The following is a 17,211-nucleotide window of genomic DNA, read 5'->3' on the forward strand; positions in this document are numbered from 1 at the left end:
GCCTGACATGTCGATGCATCTCGCAGAACTTGGGTACCCGCCTTCGCGGGTACGACGGATATCAGGACCTTAACTTAACGGCATTGGAAACTGCCCCCGCAGCGCGCGGTTAGCGGCACAGGCCGAAGGCTTTGCGTTCGGGGAAGTAGCGGTAAGTAAAAGTGCGCATCGGGTATTCGGTGACGGCGATCTCGATGGCGGGCGGCACCAGGTCGAAGCGTGCGGGCAGCTTGTTGTTGACGCGTAGGCGCACGCGCCAGATGGTTTCGTCGGCGGTGGCGCCGGCCACCAGCATGTCGGGCACCTTGGGGATCACGTCGACGATCTCGGCGCGCCCGTTGACGGGGCGCTGGTAGAACGTCACCAGCTCGGCCTTGGCGATCACCGGACCGTGCGGTGCGGTGATGTTGTAGTCGCGCGAGAGGAAGCGGGCGCGCTGGCCGCGCGGCACGAAATACACGAACGTGAACTCGGCGCCGCCGTCGGCCAGCGTGACCGGCGGCGTGGTCGAGATGCTGATGCCGCGCGGCAGGTCGAAGCGCGAACCTTCCTGCCAGTCCTTGCAGTCGGGCGTGACGGCCATGTAGACGTCGACCGGCTTGTAGGCGTCGCCGCAGGCGGTCAGGGTGCTCAGGGCGAGCAAGGCGGTCAGGGGTAATACGGCACGCATACGCATGGGTTCGGCTTCCGGGGTTGGGACGATGCGGTAGTTTACAGTACGTCGTCGCTGAATTGGGGCGGCATTCGCCGATCGGTACAGCGGTGCGCCGAAGCGGCATGACCGGTCGCGTGTTTCGGGCATAAAAAAAGCGGCGTTGTTGCCAACGCCGCCTTTCATTTATTGCCAGCTGCTTACCACATGATCACGCGGTCCTTGGGCGCCAAGTACATCTTGTCGCCCGGCTTGACGCCGAAGGCGTCGTAGAAGCCCGGCTGGTTGCGCATCGGACCGTTGGCGCGGAACTGGCCCGGCGAGTGCGGGTCGGTCTTGATCTGCTGGATCTGTGCCGCTTCCCGCATCTTCATGCGCCACACTTGGGCAAAGCCCATGTAGAAGCGCTGGTCGCCGGTCAGGCCGTCGATCACCGGCGCTTCCTTGCCGTTGAGCGACAGTTTATAGGCCTTGTAGGCGATCGCGATGCCGCTGTTGTCAGCAATGTTTTCGCCCAGCGTCAGTTCGCCGTTGACGTGGTAGCCAGGCAGCGGGCTGAACTGGTTGTACTGATCGACCAGCATCTTGGTCTTGGCCGCGAAGTTCTTGTGGTCGGCCTTGGTCCACCAGTCGCGCAGGTTGCCGTCGCCGTCGTACTGGGCGCCCTGGTCGTCGAAGCCGTGGCTGATTTCGTGACCGATCACGCCGCCGATGGCGCCGTAGTTGACCGCGTCGTCGGCAGCTGCGTCAAAGAACGGCGCTTGCAGGATGGCGGCCGGGAACACGATCTCGTTCATTTCCGGGTTGTAGTAGGCGTTCACCGTTTGCGGCGTCATGCCCCACTCGTCGCGGTCGATCGGCTTGCCCAGCTTGTTGATTTCCTTGTTGTAGTCGAACTCGTTCGAGCGCATCACGTTGCCCACCAGGTCATCCTTGGACACGGTCAGCGCCGAATAGTCGCGCCACTTGTTCGGGTAGCCGATCTTGGTGGTGAACTTGGCCAGCTTGGCTTGCGCCTGCTTCTTGGTTACCGGGCTCATCCAATCGAGCGTATCGATGCTGGTCTTGTACGAGGCCAGCAGGTTGTTCACCAGCGCTTCCATGCGCGCCTTGCGCTCGGCCGGGAAGTGGTCTGCCACGTACAGCTTGCCCACTGCTTCGCCCAGCGCGCCTTCGGTCACCGAGACGCCGCGTTTCCAGCGTGGCTGCTGTTCCGTCACACCGCTGAGCACGGTGCCATAGAAGGCGAAGTTTTCATCGACGAAGGACTTGCTCAGGTAAGGCGCAAACGCGTGCACCGTGTGGTAGCGGAAGTACGCCTGCAGGGTGTCGATCGGGGTCTTGTTGAGCAGCGCGGTCAGGCCCTTGAAGTAGCTGGGCTGGCTGACGATCACGTAGCTGACCTTGCTGCCGATGCCGGCATCGGCCAGGTAGCTTTTCCAGTCGTAGCCGGGCGCCAGGGTGTTCAGTTTGGCGACGTCGACCTTGTTATAGGCCTTGATCGGATCGCGCAGTTCGACCTTGGTCCATTGCAGCTTGGCCAGTTGTTTTTCGAACGCCAGCACCGCGCGCGCGCTGGCGGCGCCATTGCTGTCGCCGGCCAGGGTCAGCATCTTGGCCATGTGGACTTCGTACTTGGCCAGCGTGTCGGCCAGTTTCTTGTCGTCCGCCTTCAGGTAGTAGTCGCGGTCCGGCAGGCCCAGGCCCGACTGGAACAGGTCGGCCACGTACTTGGTCGAATCCTTGTTGTCCTGGTGGATGCCAAAGCTGTACGGCGCGCCCACGCCGATCTTGTTGAAGTGGGCGATCAGGGCCGGCAACTGCTTCTTGTCCTTCAGCGCGGCGATCTGGTCGAATTCGCCCTTGAGCGGGGTCACGCCCAGTTGCTCGAGCTTGGCTTCATCCATGAAGCTGGCGTAAAAGTCGCCGATGCGCTGGGTATCGCTGCCGGCAGCCTTGTTCTTGCTGTTGGCCGCGTCTTCGATGATCTTGCGCAGTTGCGGCTGGATGTCGTCGCGCAGCTTGGCAAAGCTGCCCCAGCTGGCTTTATCGGCCGGAATCTGGGTCGTTGCCAGCCACTTGCCATTCATGTGGGTAAACAGATCGTCCTGGACGCGAACGGCCGGATCGATGTATTCGACAGCGATGCCGGAGGTCGGCGCTTTGGCTTGCTGGGTGCTGGCAGCGGTCACACTGTTGGTGTTGTCCGCAGCGCCGGCCAGGCCTGCGATCAGGCTCAGCATCAGTGCACTTACGAGATGACGTTTCACGAAGATCCTTTGAAGTGAGGAATACAAAAAGGCCAAGTCTGCACTTGGCCAGCCATGCAGTTATATACAAAAACACCATGCCCGGCAAGCAGTTTGCGACGGCCGGGCAAGGGCATGCGGCCGTGCCGCTTACCAGATGATGACGCGCTGTTCCGGCGCCACGTACATCTTGTCGCCGGGCTTGACGCCGAACGCTTCGTAGAAGCCGGGCTGGTTGACCACGGTGCCGTTGGCGCGGAATTCGCCGGGCGAGTGCGGGTCGGTCTTGATCATCAGGATCTGCTGCGCCTCGCGCGCCTTGGCGCGCCAGATCTGCGCCCAGCCCTGGTAGAAGCGCTGCTCGCCGGTGAAGCCGTCGATCACCGGCGCCGGCTTGCCGCCCAGCGACAATTTATAGGCCTTGAAGGCGATCGCCGCGCCGCTGTTGTCGGCGATATTTTCGCCCAGCGTCAGCGCGCCGTTGACGTGGTAGCCGGGCAAGGGGCTGTAGCCGTCGTACTGCTTGACCAGGGCGTCGGTCTTGGCCTTGAAGTTGGCGCGGTCGGCAGCGGTCCACCAGTCGCGCAGGTTGCCGTCGCCGTCGGACTGGCTGCCGCCATCGTCGAAGCCGTGGCTGATCTCGTGGCCGATCACGGCGCCGATGGCGCCGTAGTTGACGGCGTCGTCGGCATTGACGTCGAAGAACGGCGGTTGCAGGATGGCGGCCGGGAACACGATCTCGTTCATGGTCGAGCTGTAATAGGCGTTGATCGTCTGCGGCGTCATGCTCCATTCCTCGCGGTCGATCGGCTTGCCCAGCTTGTTGACCATGCGCTGGTGCGCAAAGCTCGACGCGCGCAGCACGTTACCGACCAGGTCGCCCTTGACGATCACCAGCGACGAATAGTCGCGCCACTTGCTCGGGTAGCCGATCTTGGGACGGAACTTGGACAGCTTGTCCTGCGCTTCGCGCTTGGTGTCCGGTCCCATCCAGTCCAGGCCGTCGATGCTGGTCTTGTACGCCGCCAGCAGGTTCTGCACCATGGCGTCCATGCGCGCCTTGCGCTCGGGCGGGAAATACTGGGCCACATAGGCCTGGCCCAGCGCTTCACCGAGGGCGCGCTCGACCAGGGCCACGCCGCGTTTCCAGCGCTCCGGCTTGACGGTGACGCCGGTCAGGGCGGTGCTGTAGAAATCGAAGTCGGCGTCGGCAAACGGCTGCGACAGATACGGCGCGGCGCTGCGCAGCAACTGCCATTCGAAATACGCTTTCCAGGTCGCCAGGTCGGTTTTTTCAAGCAAGGCGGTGTACGCGGTCAGGAAGCTGGGCTGGTTGACGATGGCGTAGTCGGTCTTGCTGCCCACGCCGGCGGACGCCAGCGCCAGATTCCAGTCGTAACCGGGGGCCAGCTCGCCGAGCTTGGCGAACGGTATCTTGTTGTAGCGCTTGATCGGGTCGCGGTTTTGCACCTTGGTCCATTGCGCCTCGGCCAGCGCGGTTTCCAGCGCCACGATGGCCTTGGCGTTGGCGCTCGCCTGCGGCTGCGGCGCGCCGGCCAGCTGCAGGATGTGGGCCACGTGGGCTTCGTACTTGGTCAGGATGGCGGCCAGCTTGGCGTCGTCCTTTTTCAGGTAGTAGTCGCGGTCGGGCAGGCCCAGTCCGCTTTGCGCAATGCCGACCGCATACTTGCTCGACTCGCGCGCATCCTGGCGCACATACACGCTGTACGGCACGGTCACGCCAAGCTGATCCAGGTGGGCGATCAGCATCGGCAGCGCCTTTTTATCCTTGACCCCGCGAATACGGTTGAGCTCGCCGGCCAGCGGCTTGACGCCGAGCGCATCGCGCTTCTGCTCGTCCATGTAGCTGGCATAGAGGTCGCCGAGCTTTTGCGCATTGCTGCCGGCCTTGCGGGCAGTGCTGCCGGCCTTGTCCTGCTGCGCTGCCTCGATGATGGCGCGCAATTGCGGCAAGGTGTTTTCCTGCAGCTCGATGAACGAACCCCAGCGTGCGCGGTCGGCAGGAATCTCGGTATTTCTGACCCAGGCGCCATTCTGGTAGCCGTAGAAGTCGTCCTGCGGACGCACGCCGGTGTCCATGTTCTTGCGTTCGATGCCGGAAGACGGGGCGGCAGGGGCCGCAGTATCGGCCGCGCCGGCAAAGGCCGTGGCCAGGCTCAGCGCCAGGGTGCTCAGCAAATATTTTTTCACTACTTGTCCTTTTGAGGTCGAAGATCGAGGGCCCATCGCATTGCCGCGCGGGTAGCGCAGCACCGGGTCGCCGCAGGAATATTCTACCGCCGCAGGACAGTTGTTACAGCGCAGTTACTTTACGATACATGCGGCCGTGGTCAGCCGCCTGGCAGCGTCATGCTGACGCCGCCGATGCCCATGCCGCGCTTGCGGCCGCCGCCACGGTGTTCGCTGCCCTGCTCGCGGTGGTCGCTGCGGAGCGGGCCGGCGACGGCGACGCAGGGACCATCGAAGATGGCGATGCCTGGAATGCTCCCGCAAAAGAAAACGCTGCCAACAGGTAAAAAAAAGCCTGCGCTTGGGGCGCAGGCAAAAACCACTTCAGGGTAGAGAGAAATACGAACCCAGTGTAGGCCGCGCGCTTGGCCTTGCACGCAATTCTTACAAATGCTTACTGCCTTCAACTTGCCCGATACACTGAATACAAACAGACACAATTGCCGTTTCACCAGTTGGGTATTGGGTTACTTCGTTTGACAACGGCACCGTTGTAAATCCCGGTAAAGCTGTAAATGATTTCGGGAGGGCTACGACGTTTGCTCGAAATCAGGTTTATACTGGTTTTTACGCAGGCGCACCCTGCGCTTTTTTGGGTGAAACATGGGCAAGAAACTCAACAATTCCGGGCTGATCGGCCTGGGCATGGTGGCGGGCGTGGCGCTGTCGCTGCAGTTTTCGGCACTCGCGCAAAAACCGGCGCCGCCAGCCTTGCCGCTGGCGGAATTGCGCCAGCTGGCCGATGTCTTTGGCCTCATCAAAACCGATTACGTGGAACAGGTCGAGGACAAGAAGCTGCTGACCGACGCCATCGCCGGCATGGTGGCCTCGCTCGATCCGCACTCGGCTTACCTGGACCAGAAGGCGTATGCCGAATTGCGCGAAGGCTCGCAAGGCAAGTTCGTCGGACTGGGCATCGAGATCGGTCCCGGCGAGGATGGCTATATCAAGATCGTCGCCCCGCTCGAGGATTCGCCGGCCTGGCGCGCCGGCATCAAGCCCGGCGACGTGATCAGCCGGCTCGACAACACGGCCTTGAAAGGCATGGCGCTCGACGACTCGGTCAAGCTGATGCGCGGCGAACCGCACTCGAAAGTGGCGCTGACCGTGCTGCGCAAGGGCGAAGAGGAGCCGCTGGTCTTCAACATCACGCGCGAGGAGATCATCCAGAAGAGCGTCAAGGGCAAGCTGATCGAGCCGGGGTATGCCTGGCTGCGCATTGCGCAGTTCCAGGAACCGACGGTGGACGACATGGCAGCAAAGATAGCGGAGTTGTACCGGCAGGACCCGCAGATCAAGGGCCTGGTGCTGGACTTGCGCAACGATCCGGGCGGCGTGCTGCAGGGCGCGATCGGTGTGGCAGCGGCCTTCCTGCCCCGGGACGAGGCCATCGTTTCCACCAACGGCCAGTTGCCCGAACAGAAAACCGTGTATTACGGCCGTCCCGAGTACTACCAGTTACACGCCGAGAGCGACGCGCTGGCCAAGCTGCCCGAGGCCATCAAGCGGGTGCCGATGGTAGTGCTGGTCAATACCGGTTCGGCGTCTGCCTCCGAGATCGTCGCCGGCGCCTTGCAGGATTACCAGCGCGCCACCATCATGGGCACGCAAACCTTTGGCAAGGGCTCGGTGCAGACCATCCGCCAGCTCACTGCGGACACGGCCGTCAAGCTGACCACGGCGCGCTACTACACGCCCAAGGGGCGCTCGATCCAGGCCAAGGGCATCACGCCCGACCTGGTAGTGGACGAGTACGCGGACGGCGACGGCATCAATGCGCTGCGCACGCGTGAAGCCGACCTGGCCAAGCACCTGAGCAACGACCGCGAACAGGAAGCGTCGAAAACCAAACGCGACGAACTGGAAGAGCAGTTGCGCATCATTGCACTGGAAAAACAGCGCAAGCCGCTCGAATACGGCAGCAGCGACGACTTCCAGCTGGCCCAGGCCTTGAACCGGCTCAAGGGCAAGCCGGTGCAGCTGGCCAAGCCGGACACCACGGTCGTGCAGGCCAGCCTGGGCAAATAAGGCCCCGCACGGATTTAGAGCGGCGCTTCGGGCGCCGCTTTTATTTGGGGCGCAAGGCGGCGCCATTGTGTAAAATTTGCTCCACTCTTGGCACTCGCCATTGCCCAATTCGAAAGCTTACTCATGAAACAAGCCGTCATCAGCGGTACCGGTCTTTTTACGCCGGCGCAGTCGATTTCCAACGAAGAACTGGTCGACAGTTTTAACGCCTACGTGGCGCAGTTCAATGCCGACCACGCCGCCGCCATCGAGGCTGGCACCGTCACCGCGCTCGAGCCGTCGAGCGTGGCGTTCATCGAAAAGGCGTCGGGCATCAAGTCGCGCTTCGTGATGGAAAAAGCCGGCATCCTCGACCCGCAGCGCATGGTGTCGCACATCCCCGAGCGCGGCGACGATGAACTGTCGTTGCAGGCAGAAATCTGCGTGGCAGCCGCGCAGCAGGCGCTCGACCGCGCCGGTCGCACCGCCGCCGAGATCGACATGGTGCTGGTCGCGTGCTCGAACATGCAGCGCGGCTATCCGGCCATGGCGGTGGAAGTGCAAGCTGCGCTCGGCATCGATGGCTACGGCTTCGACATGAATGTGGCGTGCTCGTCGGCCACCTTCGGCATCCAGCAGGCGGTGGCCGCCGTGCAGAGCGGCCAGGCGCGCGCGGTGCTGGTACTGAACCCGGAAATTACCAGCGGCCACCTGAACTGGCGCGACCGCGACAGCCATTTCATTTTCGGCGACGCCTGCACTGCGGTGGTGGTGGAGCTGGCGGAAACGGCCAAGGGCGCGCACCGCTGGGAAATCCTCGACACCAAGCTGAAAACCAGTTTCTCGAACAATATCCGCAACAATTTCGGCTTCCTCAACCGCTTCGACGAAGCCGGCGTGGGCCAGCCCGACAAGCTGTTCCGCCAGCAGGGCCGCAAGGTATTCAAGGACGTCTGCCCGATGGCCGCCGAGATGATCAAGGACACCATCGCCCACGCCGGGCTGGACGTACCGCAGGTCAGCCGCTACTGGCTGCACCAGGCCAACCTCAACATGAATTTGCTGATCACGCGCATGGTGCTGGGCCGCGATGCCGAACCGGGCGAAGCGCCGGTCATCCTCGACAGCTATGCCAACACGTCGTCGGCCGGCTCGGTGATCGCGTTCCATAAATACTCGGACGACATGGCGCCGGGCCAAATGGGTGTGCTGTGCTCGTTCGGTGCCGGGTACTCGATCGGCTGCGTGGTATTGCGAAAAATGTAAGCAGCTACACCTGGTTTCACGCGTGTTTGGGGGTTGACCGAAGTTTCGATCAAATAGCGGCTGGTTCGGATTTTTTGCCAGAAATTGCCGCGTGATGTGCTACTCTTTGCCTGTTTTCTAACATTCTCTAGAGGAGTCCCCCACGCATGCCCCACAACATCAGCCTGATTACCACGATCGCCGCCGCCCTCGGATTCGGCCTTGTTCTTGGTTATATAGCAACGCGCCTGCGGTTACCGGCGCTGGTGGGGTATCTGGCGGCAGGCATCATGTTGGGACCGGCAACGCCGGGGTTCGTGGCCGATGCGGCGCTGGCCGGCCAGCTGGCCGAGATCGGCGTGATGCTGATGATGTTCGGCGTCGGCCTGCACTTCTCGCTCGACGACCTGTGGGCCGTGCGCAAGGTGGCCCTGCCCGGCGCCGTGCTGCAGATCGTCGTGGCCACCGGCATGGGCATGGCGCTGGCCCACTGGTGGGGCTGGAGCATCGGCGGCGGCCTGGTGTTCGGGCTGGCGCTGTCGGTGGCCAGCACGGTGGTGCTGCTGCGCGCGCTCGAGGAGCGCGGCATCCTCGACAGTTTCAATGGCCGTATCGCGGTCGGCTGGCTGGTGGTGGAAGACCTGGTGACCGTCATGGTGCTGGTGCTGCTGCCGGCCGTGGCCGGCTCGCTGGGCGGCACCACGATGGACGCCCACGGCGTGGCCGTGCCTGCCGGTGAAGTCGACCTGGTCAGCACGCTGACGATCACACTGGGCAAGGTCGCAGCCTTCATCGCGCTGATGCTGGTGGTCGGCCGCAAGCTGTTTCCGTGGATGTTATGGCAGGTGGCGCGCACCGGTTCGCGCGAACTGTTTACGCTGTGCGTGATTGCCGCTGCCGTCGGCATCGCCTACGGTTCCACCCATTTCTTCGGCGTGTCGTTCGCGCTGGGCGCCTTCTTTGCCGGCATGGTGCTGCGCGAATCGGAACTGGCGCACCGCGCCGCACAGGAATCGCTGCCACTGCGCGACGCCTTTGCCGTGCTGTTCTTCGTCTCGGTCGGCATGCTGTTCGAGCCGGCCATCGTCACCGAACAGCCGCTCAAGCTGCTGGCGGTGGTGGCGATCATCGTGTTCGGCAAATCGGTGGCCGCCTTCGTGCTGGTGGTGCTGCTGCGCTACCCGGCCAAGACGGCGCTGATGGTCTCGGCCAGCCTGGCGCAGATCGGCGAATTCTCGTTCATCCTCGCTGCGCTCGGCATGTCGCTGGGCCTGATGCCTGCCGAAGGCCAGAGCCTGATCCTGGCGGGCGCCATCATCTCGATCGCCTTGAACCCGGTGGTGTTCAGCGCTACCGGGCCGCTGGGCCGCTGGCTCACGCGCGAGGGTTCCGTGATTTCCAACTACGAGCGGGCGGCCGATCCGCTGGCCGAACTGCCGATGTCGGTGCCGCACGAGCACCTGGACGGCCAGGTGGTGCTGGTCGGTTACGGCCGCGTCGGTCGCCGCATTGCCGACGTGCTGCTCAAGCACAGCATTCCTTTCGTGGTGGCCGAGCAGAACCGCGAGGTGGTGGACCAGCTGCGCCGCAAGGGCATCCACGCGGTGGCCGGCAACGCGGGCGAACCGGCCGTGCTGATCCAGGCCCACGTGGCGCGCGCCAGCATGCTGGTGATCGCCACACCGGACACGTTCCACGTGCGCGCCATGGTGGAAACGGCGCGCCTGCTCAACCCCAACATCAAGTCGGTGGTGCGTACCCACAGCGACGAGGAAGCGGACCTGCTGCGCAGCGAACTGCCAGCCAAGGTGTTCATGGGCGAGGAAGAGCTGGCCAACGGCATGACGGAATTCGTCATCGACAACTTCGAGCGCAAGCAGGCTGGCGGACACTGATCGGCCCGGCGCCAAGCGGGTACGCTGGCGTCCGGCAGAGTGTGGCCCTTGTCATCTGCCAGCCTTTCCCGTACGCTGGAAAAATGAGCCGATTCCGATTCCTGCTGTTACTGATACTAGGTGTGTGCGCCGCCCAGGCCGGTGCGCAGGCAGCGAAACCGGACACCAGCCGGCTCGAGGTCGCGGTCAACCGGGTGGACGTGGACGGCCAGCATATGTACGAGCTCGACGCCACCGGCGTGGTGGCCGCGCCGCTGCCGCGCGTGTGGCGCATCCTGACCAATTACGAGCGCATGACCGAGTTCGTGCCCGACCTCGAATCGTGCAAGGTGCTTTCGCGCAATGGTAACGAGGTCATGATCGAGCAGTTCGGCGTGGCCCGGCTGCTGTTCATGACGCAGGCCATCCACCTGATCGTGCGCGCGACCGAGCAGCCGATGTCGGCCATCGACATTGCCCTGGTGTCGGGCGACATGAAACACTACGAGGCGCGCTGGGAACTGGTGCCGATGCCCGAGACCGGCGGCACGCGGGTCGTGTACAAGGGCCGCATGATGCCCAATTTTTATGTCCCGAGCCTGTTCGGCGCCAAGATGATCCGCTCCGACGTCGAGCACATGATGCGCGCCGTGCTCACCCGCCTCGACCGCCGCGACGACCGTCAGCCCACCGTCAATCCGATCCTGATCGCGCCGCCGGCGAAATAATTACGACAGCCGGGTGTCGCGGTCGCGCAGCTCGGCGAAGTTTTCCAGGCTGCCGATCTTGATCATGACCGGGTTCAGGCTGGCGCTTTGCATGGCGCGCCAGGCGAACAGCCACTCCTGTTCCTGCGCCTCGGCGGCGGTCTTGGTAAACGCCGCACCGAGCGCTGCGCGCACGCCGTATTCCACCACGCCGTCGATGCCGGCCCAGTTGGGCAAGGTGCGCTGCACGGCGCGGTGCAGACGCTCGCCGAATTCCTCGGTATTGTGGATCACCAGGCAGCTGTCGGCGGCAAACAGGTCGAACAGCTTGCGCTCCCAGGCCTGCGAAAAACTCAGGACCAGGCACGGCGGCGCCGGCCGCAGGATGAACTGGCCCTGGGTCAGCGCCAGTTCCAGGTCTTCGCGCACGCCGTAGCGGTACAGGGTCGGAGGGCGTTGGTAGTCATGCATAAAAACTCGATTCTAGACAGGTTGTTTGGTCGGATCGCGGCGCACGTGACGGTGCGAGCGCATCGCGGCCGACGCGATAAAAATTTCGCGCAGCAGGTAGCAGAAGCTGCCGATCAGGCAGAACACGGAAAACACGAACATGCCGGCAATGTAGTTTTCCAGCGCAATGTTGGCGATATCGCCGAGGAACAGCATGGCGATCACCAGGCAGATCATCAGGCCGCAGGCGGTGGACAGCGCGATCGAATAATTGATCAGGTGCGAGCGCCGGTACATCACGTCGAGCTCGTTGATATAGGCTTCGCTGTACGCAATGTCGAGCCGGTCCTCGAGCACGCGCGAACGGTCGATGATGCGCGCCAGGCGGTTGGTCAGCACGATCAGGTTGGTACACACGCCGGACAACAGAAACACCGGCGCAATGGCCAGTTGAATGATGTGGCCGATATCGCCGAGCTGAATATTCATAAATGACGGTACGCTGAAAATGATACGGGGCCTCTTCGGGCGGTGTACGTTGCCGGGAGTTGTTAGTGTAGCAGCACCGCACGTGCCCGCACCACTTTCAGCGCGCGACGCTGCTAGTCGAAGCTGCGCTGGCGCCAGAATTGTTCCGTTGCCGCCACCAGGGCGCGCGCAATGCCGTGTTCCATGGCGCCATGGCCGGCATCGGGGATCATCCGCATCACCGCCCCCGGCCACGCCTGCTGCAGGCGCCACGCCGACAACGGCGGACAGATCACGTCGTAGCGGCCCTGCACGATCACGGCCGGCAGGTGGGCGATGCGGCCGATGTTGCGCACCAGCTGGTCGTCGCTGAAAAAGCCCAGGTTGGCCATGTAGTGCGATTCGAGCCGGCCCACGCCCAGATCGAGCACATCGTTGGGCGCCTCCTCGGGCTGGGGCAGCAGGAACACGCGCCGTCCCTCGAAGCGGCTCCAGGCGCGCACGGCCGGCCAGTGCACGGCCGGGTCGTCGCTCATGATGCGGCGCACGTAGGCGCCCAGCAGGTCGCCGCGCTCGTGCGCGGGGATCGGCGCCACGAACTCCTGGTACAGCTCCGGGTAAAACCACTGCACGCCATGCAGGAACCAGTCGATCTCGGGCTGGGTGCACAGGAAGATGCCACGCAATACGAAGCCGAGGCAGCGCTCGGGGTGGGCCTGGCCGTAGGCCAGCGCCAGGGTCGAGCCCCACGAGCCGCCGAACACCAGCCACCGGTCGATCCCGAACTGGCTGCGCAGTTGTTCGATATCGTCGATCAGCAATTGCGTGGTGTTGTGGCGGCATTCGCCGACCGGCACCGACTTGCCGGCGCCGCGCTGGTCGAACAGGATCACGCGGTAGCGCGCGGGATCGAAAAAGCGCCGGTGCTGCGGCGACAGCCCGGCGCCGGGGCCGCCGTGCAGGAAGATCACCGGGATGCCGTCCGGGTTGCCCACTTCTTCCCAATAAATGGTGTGCAGGGCGTCCACGGCCAGCATGCCGTGGCGGACCGGTTTGATCGGTGGGAACAGCGGAGAATGGGGGGCGGGCATGGCAATCCTCGGGACGGTGACAGCCGATTGTACGAAAAAAAACCGGGATCGCGAACGATCCCGGTTTTTACGCGTGAGCGCGAGCGCGCCAGCGCGGTCAGGACATGTGCTGGCCACCATTGATGGCGATGTTGGCACCGGTGACGAACGCTGCCTCATCGGACGACAGGTAGGCCACCAGGCCAGCCACTTCTTCCGGCTTGCCCAGGCGGCCCATCGGGATTTGCGGCACGATCTTCGTTTCCAGCACCTCGGACGGGATTTCCATGACCATCTTGGTGCCAATATAGCCGGGCGAGATGGTATTGACGGTCACGCCCTTGCGCGCCACTTCCAGCGCCAGCGCCTTGGTAAAACCGTGCATGCCGGCCTTGGCAGCCGAATAGTTGGTCTGGCCGAAAGCACCCTTCTGGCCGTTGACCGACGAGATATTGATGATGCGGCCCCAGCCGCGCTCCACCATGCCGTCGCACACCGGCTTGGTCATGTTGAACACGGAGTCGAGGTTGGTGCCCATGACGGCGTCCCAGTTCGGCTTGTCCATTTTCTTGAAGGTCATGTCGCGCGTGATGCCGGCATTGTTGACCAGCACGTCGATCGGACCGATATCCTTTTCGATGGCGGCGATGCAGGCCTGGGCCGAATCGTAGTCGGCCACATCGCATGGATAGGCGCGGAAGTTGAAGCCCTGGTCGCGGGTCGTGGCCAGCCATTGCTCGACCTTGGTGTTGCCGGGCGAGTAGGTGGTGACCACGCAATAACCGAGCGCCGACAACTTGAAGCACACCGCTTCGCCCAGACCGCCCATACCGCCAGTAACCAATGCAACTCGTGCCATGTTTGTCCCCTCGTGAAGTAACGTGAAATACGGGCCGCCGCACCCGGCGGACGGCCCCGGTTGGTTGTTATGCCCGTTCGATGGCCAGCGCCACGCCCATGCCGCCGCCGATGCACAGCGAAGCGAGGCCCTTCTTGGCGTCGCGGCGGACCATTTCGTGGATCAGGGTGACCAGGATGCGCGCGCCGGACGCGCCGATCGGGTGGCCGATGGCGATGGCGCCGCCGTTGACGTTGATCTTGCTGGTGTCCCAGCCCATTTCCTTGTTCACGGCCACGGCCTGGGCGGCGAATGCTTCGTTAATTTCCAGCAGATCGAGGTCGTCGGGCGTCCAGCCGGCTTTTTTCAGGCACAAACGGGTGGCGCTGACCGGTCCCATGCCCATGAAGGCAGGATCGAGGCCGGACGAGGCGTAAGCCTTGATCTTGGCCAGCACCGGCAGGCCCAGCTCTTTCGCTTGCGTGGCCGACATCATGATCACGGCGGCAGCGCCATCGTTCAGGCCCGAGGCGTTGCCGGCCGTGACCGTCCCTTCCTTGTTGAAGGCCGGGCGCAGGCCGGCCAGGCCTTCCAGCGTGGAACCGGGCTTGATGTATTCGTCGGTGTCGAAGACGATGCTGCCTTTTTTCTGGGCAATTTCCAGCGGCAGGATCTCGTCCTTGAACTTGCCTTCTTTTTGCGCCGCTTCGGCTTTCAGCTGCGACTGCAGCGCGAATTCGTCCTGCTCGGCACGGGAAATCTCGTATTTCTTGGCGACGTTTTCAGCCGTCACGCCCATGTGGTACTGGTTGTAGACGTCCCACAGGCCGTCGACGATCATGGTGTCGACCATCTTGATGTCGCCCATGCGGAAGCCGTCGCGCGAGCCGGGCATCGCGTGCGGGGCGGCGCTCATGTTTTCCTGGCCGCCGGCGATGACGATTTGTGCATCGCCGCATTTAATCGCCTGGGCAGCCAGGTGGGTGGCTTTCAAACCGCTGCCGCACACGTGGTTGATGGTGAAACCGGGAATGGTGTCGGGCAGGCCGGCCTTGATCACGGCCTGGCGCGCGGGGTTCTGGCCGACGCCGGCAGTGAGCACCTGGCCCAGGATCGCTTCGCTCACCAGCTTGGGATCGATGCCGGTCTTGGCCAGCAACCCCTTGATGACATGGGCGCCCAGGTCGGCCGCCGCAGTCTTAGCCAGCGAACCGCCGAATTTGCCCACACCTGTACGGCCTGCGGCCACGATTACTACATCATCCATGTGATTCTCCAAAACGCCGGTGCACAGCCGGCATGGTTAGCAAAAGCGAACTTCCATCCACCTGATGATACGCTTGCCACGGCGGCGGCGTGGCGGCTTTCGATGCTGCGTTGCCGCGAAGTTGCCTCGACGTTGCCGCGACGTTGCCGCGACGTTGCCGGCCAGGCCAGGCCCGGCCACCCCGGGGCGGCACTGGCGCAAGCTTTTCCGTGTCAACCGTGATCATCAATCGGGGGATTCATCGTAAGCGCGGCAATACTCTGCCCTTTTGATCTGGCTCAATCGGCCGGCGACCATTTTGAATAAGACATGCTTATTTGTCACGACAATAATCTGATACCGTCCAGCGTCGCCGCGCATTGCTCGCGTATCACTTTGACGAAGTCCAGCACATAGGCCTTGTGCTGCTGGGCCGGCGGCACCGACACGTACAGGTCGCTCCACAAGCCCTGCTCGCCCACCGGCCGCGCGATCACGTAGTCATAATCGACATAGTTCTTGATGGCCCAGTTGGGCAGCGCGGCGATCCCGCGCCGGCTCGCCACCAGCTGCAGCACGGCGACCGTCAGCTCGGCGGTGCGGCGTTCGAAGGCGATGTGTTCCGGTCGCAGCACTTCGCGGATCAGGTCGATGCGCTGTTCCGGCACCGGGTAGGTGATCAGGGTTTCGCCGCTGAAGTCGGCCGCCTGCAGCCGACGCTGGGCCGCCAGCCGGTGTTTTTGCGCCATCACCACCATGATTTCGAAGCGGAACAGCGCAAACGTGGCGAACTCGGGGCCGTATGCCGAGCCGATGACGAGGTCGGCGGCGCCGCTGCGCAGCAATTCGGCCGGTTCGCTGTGAAAGCCCGACACCAGGTCGATCTCGACATCGGGCCAGCGCTGGCGAAATTCATCCATCACCGGCATCAGCCAGTCGAAGCAGGTATGGCACTCGAGCACCACCCGCAACTGGCCGGTGTCGCCCTGCGTCAGGCGCGCCACGTCGCGCTCGGCATTGTCGATTTCGGGCAGCAGCATGTCGGCCAGCTTAAGCAGCCGCGCACCGGTCGCGGTAAAGCCGATCGGCACCGATTTGCGCTCAAATAGCGGCCCGCCGTAGCGATCTTCCAGTAACTTGATTTGATGGGACAGCGCCGACTGGGTCAGGTTGAGCAGCTGGGCAGCGCGCACCAGGCTGCCGGCGGAGCGCAGCGCGCTCAAGGTGCGGAGGTGGCGAATTTCTAGCATCTATTAATCTTTTTCATGTCGATCCGCAAAATCTTTCGTTTGGATTATAGATTGGAATGCCGCAAACTTTAGCGCACCGATATGAACTCCTTATGACAAGCACGATGATTACCGCCATTCCATTCATCCAGACCCATCTTCCCGGCTTCTTCCCTGCCGGCGCAGCGCAGGCGGCCACGGCCGCCCTCCAGCACAGCGCCGGCCTCGACTTCGTGACCGTTGGCGGTGTCTGCTGCGCGCAGCCGGGCGACAGTGCCGGGCGGGGGATGCGGCAGCATGGATCGCCCGACATGCTGTTGTCGCAGGCCTGCGCACCGCTGTTCGTCCAGGTGACCGCAGCGCTGGCTGCGGGCCACGCCGTCAAGGCAGTACTGCCGGGACCGATGAGCTTTCTGTGGCTGGGCCGGGAAGACACGACTGCGGACCGCCTGCCCCTGCTCGCGCGGCTGCTGCCCGCGTATTGCGCCGTGCTCGACCGGCTCAAGCAACTGGGCGTGCAGTGGGTGCAGGTCGACGAGCCGATCCTGGGCCTGGGCCTGCAATTGCCCGGCGCCTGGCGCAGCGCGTTCGAGTATGCGTACTGGCAGCTGAACCAGGTGGGGGTACCGCTGCTGCTGGCCACCTATGGTGCACCTTTGCAAGAAAACCTGGGCCTGGCCTGCCGCCTGCCGGTCGCCGGCCTGCACGTCGACGGCGTCTGCGCGCCGCACGAACTGACCAGCATCGCGGACTGGCTGCCGGTGCACAAGGTGCTGTCGGTCGGCATCGTCGATGGCCGCGCGCACGGCCCTACCGACCGCGACACGGCCCTGGCGCTGCTGGCGCCGCTGGCCGACAAGCGCGGCGGCAAGCTGTGGCTGTCCACCTCGTGCCCGCTGCTGCAAGGGTCGGTGCCGCAGGGGTCG

General features: G+C 63.6%; 14 protein-coding genes and 1 pseudogene. 5 read left to right on the top strand and 10 right to left on the bottom strand.

Going from position 1 to position 17,211, the window contains the following annotated elements:
- Positions 1-109 precede the first annotated feature (109 nt).
- The 4 genes from ASF61_RS18730 to ASF61_RS23485 all read right to left on the bottom strand — a co-directional run bounded on the left by ASF61_RS18730 (position 110) and on the right by ASF61_RS23485 (position 5,603).
- Positions 110-676 carry a hypothetical protein gene (locus ASF61_RS18730; RefSeq protein WP_056159365.1) on the bottom strand — a complete coding sequence of 189 codons (567 nt, stop codon included), beginning with the start codon at positions 674-676 and terminating at the stop codon, positions 110-112.
- A 176-nt stretch (positions 677-852) separates the two neighbouring features.
- Positions 853-2,895, bottom strand: a complete 2,043-nt coding sequence (locus ASF61_RS18735) for a M13 family metallopeptidase (protein WP_200919909.1) — start codon at positions 2,893-2,895, stop codon at positions 853-855.
- A gap of 156 nt (positions 2,896-3,051) precedes the next feature.
- Positions 3,052-5,148 (bottom strand): M13 family metallopeptidase, encoded by a 2,097-nt coding sequence (locus ASF61_RS18740; protein ID WP_373994562.1) that lies wholly within the window; start codon positions 5,146-5,148, stop codon positions 3,052-3,054.
- A 104-nt stretch (positions 5,149-5,252) separates the two neighbouring features.
- The gene (locus ASF61_RS23485; RefSeq protein ID WP_156369641.1) at positions 5,253-5,603 is read right to left on the bottom strand and encodes a hypothetical protein; all 351 of its coding nucleotides are present in this window, start codon (positions 5,601-5,603) and stop codon (positions 5,253-5,255) included.
- Positions 5,604-5,754: 151 nt separating this feature from the next.
- Between ASF61_RS23485 and ASF61_RS18750 the strand changes: the two genes are divergently transcribed.
- From ASF61_RS18750 to ASF61_RS18765, 4 genes are all read left to right on the top strand, one after another.
- The gene (locus ASF61_RS18750) at positions 5,755-7,179 is read left to right on the top strand and encodes a S41 family peptidase (protein WP_056159376.1); all 1,425 of its coding nucleotides are present in this window, start codon (positions 5,755-5,757) and stop codon (positions 7,177-7,179) included.
- A gap of 123 nt (positions 7,180-7,302) precedes the next feature.
- Entirely contained in the window at positions 7,303-8,424 is a 1,122-nt protein-coding gene (locus ASF61_RS18755) for a beta-ketoacyl-ACP synthase III (RefSeq protein ID WP_056159379.1), read from the top strand.
- 146 nt (positions 8,425-8,570) lie between these two features.
- Positions 8,571-10,298 (top strand): YbaL family putative K(+) efflux transporter, encoded by a 1,728-nt coding sequence (gene ybaL / locus ASF61_RS18760; protein ID WP_056159383.1) that lies wholly within the window; start codon positions 8,571-8,573, stop codon positions 10,296-10,298.
- A gap of 83 nt (positions 10,299-10,381) precedes the next feature.
- Positions 10,382-11,005 carry an SRPBCC family protein gene (locus ASF61_RS18765; RefSeq protein ID WP_056159388.1) on the top strand — a complete coding sequence of 208 codons (624 nt, stop codon included), beginning with the start codon at positions 10,382-10,384 and terminating at the stop codon, positions 11,003-11,005.
- Here ASF61_RS18765 and ASF61_RS18770 read toward each other — a convergent pair whose 3' ends face one another.
- The 6 genes from ASF61_RS18770 to ASF61_RS18795 all read right to left on the bottom strand — a co-directional run bounded on the left by ASF61_RS18770 (position 11,006) and on the right by ASF61_RS18795 (position 16,306).
- Positions 11,006-11,455, bottom strand: a complete 450-nt coding sequence (locus ASF61_RS18770; protein ID WP_056159391.1) for a hypothetical protein — start codon at positions 11,453-11,455, stop codon at positions 11,006-11,008. It abuts the gene before it with no gap.
- Between the two features lie 12 nt (positions 11,456-11,467).
- On the bottom strand, positions 11,468-11,923 hold the full coding sequence (locus ASF61_RS18775) for a DUF2721 domain-containing protein (RefSeq protein ID WP_056159394.1): 456 nt from the start codon (positions 11,921-11,923) through the stop codon (positions 11,468-11,470).
- Positions 11,924-12,036: 113 nt separating this feature from the next.
- Complete coding sequence (gene pip / locus ASF61_RS18780; protein WP_056159397.1) at positions 12,037-12,993, bottom strand: prolyl aminopeptidase; 957 nt, start codon at positions 12,991-12,993, stop codon at positions 12,037-12,039.
- A 97-nt stretch (positions 12,994-13,090) separates the two neighbouring features.
- On the bottom strand, positions 13,091-13,831 hold the full coding sequence (phbB, locus tag ASF61_RS18785; RefSeq protein WP_056159400.1) for an acetoacetyl-CoA reductase: 741 nt from the start codon (positions 13,829-13,831) through the stop codon (positions 13,091-13,093).
- Between the two features lie 67 nt (positions 13,832-13,898).
- Positions 13,899-15,077: an acetyl-CoA C-acetyltransferase gene (locus tag ASF61_RS18790; RefSeq protein WP_056159403.1), complete on the bottom strand. Its 1,179-nt coding sequence runs from the start codon at positions 15,075-15,077 to the stop codon at positions 13,899-13,901.
- 320 nt (positions 15,078-15,397) lie between these two features.
- Positions 15,398-16,306: a LysR family transcriptional regulator gene (locus ASF61_RS18795; protein WP_056159405.1), complete on the bottom strand. Its 909-nt coding sequence runs from the start codon at positions 16,304-16,306 to the stop codon at positions 15,398-15,400.
- Positions 16,307-16,605: 299 nt separating this feature from the next.
- On the opposite strand from ASF61_RS18795, the pseudogene ASF61_RS24225 reads away from it, so the two are divergent.
- Positions 16,606-17,187, top strand: a pseudogene (locus tag ASF61_RS24225) (5-methyltetrahydropteroyltriglutamate--homocysteine S-methyltransferase); the annotation flags it as partial.
- Between the last annotated feature and the right edge of the window lie 24 nt (positions 17,188-17,211).

This window comes from Duganella sp. Leaf126, from assembly GCF_001423125.1.
Lineage (GTDB): Bacteria > Pseudomonadota > Gammaproteobacteria > Burkholderiales > Burkholderiaceae_D > Rugamonas.

Coding starts and splice junctions, on each gene's coding strand:
- ASF61_RS18790 (WP_056159403.1), bottom strand. CDS start 15,077: ATGGATGATGTAGTAATCGTGGCCGCAGGCCGTACAGGTGTGGGCAAA.
- ASF61_RS18750 (WP_056159376.1), top strand. CDS start 5,755: ATGGGCAAGAAACTCAACAATTCCGGGCTGATCGGCCTGGGCATGGTG.
- ybaL (WP_056159383.1), top strand. CDS start 8,571: ATGCCCCACAACATCAGCCTGATTACCACGATCGCCGCCGCCCTCGGA.
- ASF61_RS18755 (WP_056159379.1), top strand. CDS start 7,303: ATGAAACAAGCCGTCATCAGCGGTACCGGTCTTTTTACGCCGGCGCAG.
- ASF61_RS18740 (WP_373994562.1), bottom strand. CDS start 5,148: ATGGGCCCTCGATCTTCGACCTCAAAAGGACAAGTAGTGAAAAAATAT.
- phbB (WP_056159400.1), bottom strand. CDS start 13,831: ATGGCACGAGTTGCATTGGTTACTGGCGGTATGGGCGGTCTGGGCGAA.
- pip (WP_056159397.1), bottom strand. CDS start 12,993: ATGCCCGCCCCCCATTCTCCGCTGTTCCCACCGATCAAACCGGTCCGC.
- ASF61_RS18730 (WP_056159365.1), bottom strand. CDS start 676: ATGCGTATGCGTGCCGTATTACCCCTGACCGCCTTGCTCGCCCTGAGC.
- ASF61_RS18775 (WP_056159394.1), bottom strand. CDS start 11,923: ATGAATATTCAGCTCGGCGATATCGGCCACATCATTCAACTGGCCATT.
- ASF61_RS18735 (WP_200919909.1), bottom strand. CDS start 2,895: ATGCTGAGCCTGATCGCAGGCCTGGCCGGCGCTGCGGACAACACCAAC.
- ASF61_RS18770 (WP_056159391.1), bottom strand. CDS start 11,455: ATGCATGACTACCAACGCCCTCCGACCCTGTACCGCTACGGCGTGCGC.
- ASF61_RS18795 (WP_056159405.1), bottom strand. CDS start 16,306: ATGCTAGAAATTCGCCACCTCCGCACCTTGAGCGCGCTGCGCTCCGCC.
- ASF61_RS18765 (WP_056159388.1), top strand. CDS start 10,382: ATGAGCCGATTCCGATTCCTGCTGTTACTGATACTAGGTGTGTGCGCC.